The sequence below is a fragment of the Corynebacterium sp. HMSC074A09 genome, from assembly GCF_001811545.1.
Lineage (GTDB): Bacteria > Actinomycetota > Actinomycetes > Mycobacteriales > Mycobacteriaceae > Corynebacterium > Corynebacterium hiratae.
The window spans coordinates 1-6,855 of the sequence record NZ_KV805172.1 but is presented as its reverse complement, the minus strand read 5'-3'; the positions used below and the strand labels follow the sequence as shown (position 1 = coordinate 6,855).

The following is a 6,855-nucleotide window of genomic DNA, read 5'->3' as shown; positions in this document are numbered from 1 at the left end:
ACCCCGCTACGCACTCCAAAACCGGAAGAGCCCCTTTTCCTCCCCCTTCACGGTTCTCACGTTCTGGTTTTTCAGACGCTTCATTCCCCCAGTTACACGGCCAAATAATTTTTCCTCTGTTAGGTTTTGTTGCTTTTAGCTTCCCCCAGCTTGAACCGACAATACTAACGATGGGGGTCCAAAAAGCCAGGACAGCAGCCCACTTCGTAATTGCACCTATCCCCGAAGCGCCGTCGACACCCTCGATAATTATTGGGAAAATGAGCAACAAAACCCACGCCAAGAGAGTAGTTCTTTCGAGTGCGTAGTCGTCCGGATTCTTAGTCACCCGGAACCCACGGTTATTAACTCTTTTTATCCACCAAGCTCTAGTCAAGAATATGACGCCACTAATGAAAGAGAGAACCATAATAGCAGCACCCGCCCATACCTCTTCACTGTTTTTAGAGTGCGTACATAAATCCCACCAATCCAAAATGAAGACTCCAAGAGGAGGAAAAATAAGGAGGATATTAATCCTAAAGTAAACCTTCACTCTCCCTTTCAGTGGAATAGTCTTTTTACCCCCCTTCGCAGGGGGAGTTTTGTTTTCTTGTGTGGGTTGAGATTCATCTTTGCTTCTGACCATAAACACTCCTCTTTAAACGAACAGTCAATACCAGTTGTTTAAGGTACACCCATCTGTACGCGCTGACCTGCGGCGTTGTGGGTTGTGCCGAGCGTGCTGCCGGAGTCCCTTTCAGTGTCCCTGGGGTAGGAGCGGCCGCATGAAGGTGCGCTCGTACCGCAGGACGCACTCGGACTCGTCTCGAATCCGGTCAGCGGCGATGAAGTCCGAGTGGGTGCCGAACAAGGTGCGGTACTGCTCGTAGGCAGCCAGGCTGGGGAAGCTGAACAGGGATTCCGCACGGTCACTCACACCTTCCGCGGGTAGGTAGTACCCGTGGTGGGTGCCGCCGTGTTCGTCGACATGCCGCATCCAAGCGCGGGCGAACTGTTCAAAGGCTGCGATCTGGTCGGGGTCGATGGTGTAGTGGACGACACAGGTGATCACATCCACAACGCTAGGCCCACAGGCGCTCATTGGGGAGCCTTTGTCTGTGCGCCTCGTGGTGCAGCACACCAATCTGCCTGGTTTACCTGCGGAAATGCGTCAGTTCGCCAAGTTGGCGCCGAGTTCAACGGTGAGAACTCCGACGGCGATGAGGAGGATGCCGAGGGCCATGGTTCGGGTGAGGGGTTCGTGGAAGATGACCCGGGCGAGGATCGCGGTGAGAGCTACGCCGGATGCTGCCCAGATGCCGTAGGCGACGCCAAGGGCCATGCCGTCGGCCAAGGCGAGACTTAAGGCGACGAACGCCACGAGATACCCCGCGATGACGCCGATGAACCATTTCTTCACCCGGCCACCGTCGGAGGCTCGTAGCGACATGGTCGCGACGACTTCGGACAAGATGGCGCCTGCGAGGAAGATCCATCTCATGAGTTGACTCCTGCTTCCTGGGCTGCGGTTTGCTGAGCTTTCTGGGAGCCGAGTTCGACGGTGAGGACACCGCTGATGATCGCAACCATTCCAAGACCCATCACAGCGGTCAGAGGTTCACCGAAAATCGCGGCGGATAGCACGGCGGCGAGCACGACCCCGCTGGCTCCCCAGATGCCATAGGCGACGCCGATCTGCATTCCTTCGCGCAGGCAGAAGGTGAGGAAGACGAAAGTGCCGATGTATCCGGCAGCAACCACGATGTACCAGGATGGGTGATTGAGCGCCGCCTTGAGAGACAGCGTCGCCGCCACTTCGGTAGTGATGGCGCCAGCGAGCAGGAACCACTGCTTCATGGGGTTGTTCCTTCGATCAGGGAGCGAATGCTGGAGACGACGGCTTCGAGATCCGCGCCGTGGAGGGTGAACACACCTGTGGCCTGGGCGCCCCAGAGTCCGTCGGCGGCGAGTCGGGCGGTGGTCAGCCTGGCTCGGGTGGCGGCGTCGAGATCGTCCGGGAGTTCGAGCCAGCGGCCCATCCGCGTAGTCCACGGTTCGGTGAGTTCGGGCCGATACGTCGCTTGGCCCCAGATGATGAACTCGGCGCGCTTGGCGGCCCCGTGGGCGGCGACGTGAACGTAGCTCAGGAGCCGCTCGGTGGCGTTGGCGTTCTCGAGGGGCTTGCCAAGGGTGGCAGTCATGTCGTTCTCGACGTTGGCCGCAGCGTGGTCGACGATCGCGGCGAGCAGTACGTCGCGGTTGCGGAAGTGATATAGCAATCCCGGTTTGGTGAGCCCGGCCTCGTGGGCCACTGCGTCAAGGGTAATGTCGCCACCCTCCGCTGCGTTCATGACGCGGAGGGCAGCTTCCAGGATCTCGGAGCGCTGACTGGTTCGCATATAGCTAACTTTACCATTTGGTAGGTGAAGCCTTCAACTGCGGGCGCTGGTAGGGGCACCTGGGGTACACCCTATTGTTACGCCGGTTTAGGGAAGAGTGTTTCCTGTAAAATAGGGCCTTTCCTAGCATTGTTTTACATGTGTCTAGCGGGGTCTAGGCCTTATGTTTACAGAAAGTGGTGAGTGTGATGTTATCGTCTGACGGTTTCCATATTGAAAGTCATATTGACAAAGTGCCCGCGTTGGCGCGGGTGAAAGATCTGCATGGTGGATTGTCGTCGGGGCAGCAGGCGTTGGGCAGGATTGTGCAATCCTTGCTTGCTGACGCTGATGGCCTCGACGGTGTTCAGCTTTATGCCCTCTCGGATGCAATCGAGTCGTATCGTGATGCAGTCATAGAACAAGAGAATGCCGCCTTTAAACCTTCGCGGAGCGAAGACTAATGGTCAATGACTCTGGTTCGCATGGGCAGCGGGTGGGCTATATCCGTGTCTCCACGGTGGAGCAGAATAATCAGCGCCAGAAAGAACTACTCAATGCTTCCGGCAGGATTGACCGGTTTTTTGAAGATAGGATTTCCGGCCGCACCAAGACTGCCCGCCCTGGACTTGTCGAGTGTATGGCGTACGTGCGAGACGGTGACGAACTTGTCGTGTCGTCGATTGACCGTCTCGCCCGATCGCTGACAGATCTGCGCGGTATTGTTGATGAACTTACCGGCAAGGGTGTGACTGTTACTTTCCTGCATGAGAATCTCGCGTTTGCGAAAGACACGTCCGATCCGCGCGCGGATTTAATGCTCGGAATTCTCGGTAGCTTCGCGGAGTTTGAGCGGGCCATTATCCGCGAGCGCCAGGCGGAGGGGATTGCGTTGGCGAAAAAGGCCGGAAAGTACAAAGGTCGCAAACCCGCTCTTAGCCCGCAGCAAGTAGCGGAGATTAAACGGCGCATATTGGCAGGGGAGTCAAAGGCAGCACTAGCGCGGGAATTTGGGGTAACCCGTCCTACGGTGTATCGAGCATTGAAAAACACCTAGGGTAGTGCGGCCGTGATGGTAGATCAGCGCGCCCATGAGCCCCGTCATATGTCTTGCCATATGGCGGGACATATGTTTAGGCATATGCTAAAGCATATGCCGGCAGTTATGTAGCACTGCCAGCATTTTCGTGCGTCTAGATAGGGTGACAGGCAGAGAAATTAGCGGTGTTGAGTGCAGCTGCAAGTAGCACTGTACGGGTTTCCCCTCATGGGCGGCTTTTATAAAGGCAGGGGTGAAATCATGCTTCTAGGTCTCGTCAGGGGTGGCTGCTAACGTTAGTGCCGGTTCACAATCATGCCCCGCCACCTGTGGTGGGGCGTGGGCGTGACTTCCTCGTCGGTGCGCGGTAAGGCCCGCGCGTGACGTGGGCTGTCCCGCGCGCCTTTTTCAGGCGAGCGGACAACCCTACGACGTAAAGGGAGGTAGACAATGGGTAAACACTCATTGGATACACCCGGTCGCAAAAGAAAAGACCTTGATGCCACCAAGCTTGACTGGCTAGATGTGGCTACCAAGGTCATAGTTCTTGTGACCGTAATCGTGAAGCTCGTTACCGCGATGCTTCACGTGGGTCTTTAGGCCCGAGGGTCTCAACGAGCTGGCACTCGTTGGGGCCCTTTTTATTGTGCAGCCGCAATTCAGGGATGAACTGTGCTGTCACTTTTTAGGCTAATGGGCGCGCGAAGGTTTCGCAATACTCCCACACTGAGCCCGTAGCCCTCCTTTTCTCTACTGCGGGCGGGAATCTGCGTATTCGTGCGCCCGCGAGTCCTGCCATATGGCGGAACATATGTTTAGGCATATGTTATAGCGTATGTTCCGCCATATGCTAAAGCATATGTTCTGTGTTATGCAGGTTTACCTGCTAGTTCTTGCGTTTAGGCGGAGTCCGAAAATGGTAATCCACAAGGCTAGTAGGCCGAAGGAGATGAGCAGTGCGGCCAGTTCTCGCGAGAGACCGGCCTGGGTGAAAAGGAAGGAGGGGACAAGGATCATTGCTGCGCTTATGCTGCCTCCAAGCGCGGCGTAATACATACGGTCTTCTGGCCGTTCGCGGCGGATGGTCTGGATGATTAAGACGAAAAGTACTGCGAGTGCGGCGAGGGTGATGGTCGTGTACATTCCTTCTCCTTTCGGGACTGGTGCCCATTTTATCGGTGAGGGTGTGCACGGTCTGTGTGCTGCGTTTTCCAAGAGTCAGGGTGTGTTAGTGTTATCCCCCGTAAGATCCTGATGAGCAGTTGAACAAACTGCACCACCGGAAGTAACAAACTCGAAAGGGTATGTTACCTCCGGTTTCTTTCATTTTTCAATCTTTGAGGTGCGAAGATTGCACGCGTGGGGATTGAGGGTGTGAATCCCACTGTCGTGGGTTTGATGAGGTAGTCGATGTTGCGGAAGCTTTGGCATCGGCGTGCGTTGTGCTCCGTACGTTGTTTCAAAAACGGGTTTCATCAAACGGAACAAAACCTGGGACACTTCATATCCCACCCCAGGCCTAATGACTTGGGTGCAGCGGCAACGCTCATCCGATTTAGGCAGAGTCGTTGCAGGATCCAGTGGGTCACCTGGTCCGTGGTCTTTGAATTGTCGGGCGCGCAGGCAAGGCCAGCACGGAAGATCTTCTGCAAGCAACGCTTGTTGGTGCACCGGTAGCGTGGAAGGCGCACATGAAGTTGTTGGGTGGCCGACGATGGGCAGATCGACCAGGCTGCGGATGACGTGGTCGCGGAATACTCCAGGCTGCCCGCAGGTAGGGCATTCATTGATCGGCTCGACGGGTTCGGCTTCAATAACAGTGACGTCACCGTTTTCTGTGGCACCGGTGATAGTAGTTCCTAGTTTTGCGGTGCGGCAGATGGTATCGACGATGACATTTCCGTTAGGCTGCACAGTAGGTCCTTAGTTTTGTACGGATGGATTAGATACCTTTTTCCTACAAAGCCATGGGGTTGACCGCAATTCGTGGACACGTAGTGGGGCTACCTAGTGTTTAGGCAGCTATTTCTTTTCTACTGGTGGTTAGACCAATGTGGTTTTCGAAGTCGACGGGACTGACCATTCCTAGTGCAGAGTGCCGGCGCCGACGGTTGTAAACGACTTCCATCCAGTAGGCAACGGCCTTGCGCGCAGCATCGCGGGTAGGCCAACGCTTACGGTCGTAGAACTCGGTTTTAAGCGTCGACCAGAACGACTCAGCCATCGCGTTATCGAAGCACACACCAGTACGCCCCACAGACTGAGCAATGCCCAGGTTATGGCAGACTTCCCAGAGCTTCTCGCTGGTAAATTGCGTTCCGCGGTCAGCGTGGAACACCAGCCCATCAGGAACGTCACCGCGCAGTGTATATGCCATCCGCAGGGCCCGTTCGACCAGGCATGTATCTTGAACGCTATCCATCGCCCAGCCCAGCACCCTGCGGGAATGGCCGTCGCGGACCGCACACAAGTACAACCATCCCTCGCTGGTGCGTAGGTAGGTAATATCCGACATCCACACTCGGTTGAGCTCACCAGTATCAAACATGCGCTTGACCAGGTCAGGAAGAGTTGACTTACGCTTGGCTTGAATCGTTGTCACTGGGACAAAGGCACGCGGTGAAATCCCTTCAATGCCCATCATGCGCATCCGCTTAGCCACAGTCTTGCGATTCAGGGTGATCTGGTAGCGCTCGGTAAGTTCTGCGGTGATCCGGGGAGCACCATAAACCTCATCGGAGTCTTTCCAGATCTGATGAATCTTGCGGTCAACGTCATCGTAAAATGTTGCACGATTATCTTTTCCGGATAGTCGTTTCTGCTGCGTATCAGCCCATTTGTAGTATCCAGACCGAGATACTTTTAATAGCCGTGCCATGCGTTTGATGCTGTAGTTCGCCTTCTCCTGCCGCATTAGTTCGAACTTTTCTGCTCGCGTTGCTTCGCGGCGAAGAAGGCTGTCGCTTTTGACAAAAACTCGTTATCCATCTTGGCTTCCGCCAACTCACGGCGCAGACGGGCATTCTCAGCACGAAGATCCGCCTCACTCATCCCATCCGAGGCCCCTCGGCGTTCACGCTCGAGTTTGACCCACCGGCCTAAAAGCCCGGCGGAGACGCCAATCTCCTTAGCCACATGAGCGATCGGGCGCTCTGACTCGATTACAAGGTTCGCGGCTTCACGCCGGTACTCCGGCGTGTACTTCTTGCGCTGTTGACTCACAATGAACATCCTCTCCTACGGACACAGGATCCGTACAAATAGGGTGTCCACTAAACGAGGGTAACCTCAGCCAAGGACCCCAATATCTTGTGCCACGCCCGAACCCCCGGCGAACTAATCAATGCACTCTAAAACCGGAAGAGCCCTTTTAGTACTACTGGTGGATTTCGGTTTTGGTGGGGATTAACGCCGCCGGCTTCGGTTTTTCCGTTGAGGAGGTCGTTGACTACTTCC

The 6,855-nt window shown here is 55.5% G+C and carries 9 protein-coding genes and 1 pseudogene; 2 read left to right on the top strand and 8 right to left on the bottom strand.

What is annotated here, in order from left to right; translation table 11 throughout:
• The 5 genes from HMPREF2807_RS13925 to HMPREF2807_RS12400 form a co-directional block, all read right to left on the bottom strand.
• The coding region (locus tag HMPREF2807_RS13925; RefSeq protein WP_158010541.1) for a hypothetical protein at window positions 1–628 on the bottom strand (628 nt) is incomplete at its 3' end.
• Between the two features lie 111 nt (window positions 629–739).
• A complete protein-coding gene (locus HMPREF2807_RS12415) occupies window positions 740–1,054 on the bottom strand; it encodes an NIPSNAP family protein (RefSeq protein WP_174232238.1) in 315 nt (104 codons plus the stop codon).
• A 99-nt stretch (window positions 1,055–1,153) separates the two neighbouring features.
• Entirely contained in the window at window positions 1,154–1,483 is a 330-nt protein-coding gene (locus HMPREF2807_RS12410; RefSeq protein WP_003849969.1) for a DMT family transporter, read from the bottom strand.
• The gene (locus HMPREF2807_RS12405; protein WP_048733039.1) at window positions 1,480–1,839 is read right to left on the bottom strand and encodes a DMT family transporter; all 360 of its coding nucleotides are present in this window, start codon (window positions 1,837–1,839) and stop codon (window positions 1,480–1,482) included. The genes HMPREF2807_RS12410 and HMPREF2807_RS12405 overlap by 4 nt, the downstream gene beginning before the upstream one ends.
• Window positions 1,836–2,381: a TetR/AcrR family transcriptional regulator gene (locus HMPREF2807_RS12400; RefSeq protein WP_070513343.1), complete on the bottom strand. Its 546-nt coding sequence runs from the start codon at window positions 2,379–2,381 to the stop codon at window positions 1,836–1,838. The genes HMPREF2807_RS12405 and HMPREF2807_RS12400 overlap by 4 nt, the downstream gene beginning before the upstream one ends.
• A gap of 188 nt (window positions 2,382–2,569) precedes the next feature.
• Here HMPREF2807_RS12400 and HMPREF2807_RS12395 point away from each other — a divergent pair, with 188 nt between their 5' ends.
• Window positions 2,570–2,824 (top strand): hypothetical protein, encoded by a 255-nt coding sequence (locus HMPREF2807_RS12395; protein ID WP_070513340.1) that lies wholly within the window; start codon window positions 2,570–2,572, stop codon window positions 2,822–2,824.
• Window positions 2,824–3,417 carry a recombinase family protein gene (locus HMPREF2807_RS12390; protein ID WP_011117489.1) on the top strand — a complete coding sequence of 198 codons (594 nt, stop codon included), beginning with the start codon at window positions 2,824–2,826 and terminating at the stop codon, window positions 3,415–3,417. Before HMPREF2807_RS12395 ends, HMPREF2807_RS12390 begins: the two co-directional genes overlap by 1 nt.
• Window positions 3,418–4,278: 861 nt before the next feature.
• On the opposite strand, the gene HMPREF2807_RS12385 is transcribed toward HMPREF2807_RS12390, so the two are convergent.
• From HMPREF2807_RS12385 to HMPREF2807_RS12380, 3 genes and pseudogenes are all read right to left on the bottom strand, one after another.
• Entirely contained in the window at window positions 4,279–4,542 is a 264-nt protein-coding gene (locus HMPREF2807_RS12385) for a hypothetical protein (protein ID WP_011117479.1), read from the bottom strand.
• 353 nt (window positions 4,543–4,895) lie between these two features.
• Window positions 4,896–5,313, bottom strand: a pseudogene (locus HMPREF2807_RS13920) (transposase family protein); the annotation flags it as partial.
• A 100-nt stretch (window positions 5,314–5,413) separates the two neighbouring features.
• A protein-coding gene (locus HMPREF2807_RS12380; protein WP_118853202.1) for an IS3 family transposase occupies window positions 5,414–6,630 on the bottom strand; the annotation gives its coding sequence in 2 pieces (ribosomal slippage) (window positions 5,414–6,369 and window positions 6,369–6,630; 1,218 coding nt in all).
• Window positions 6,631–6,855 lie beyond the last annotated feature (225 nt).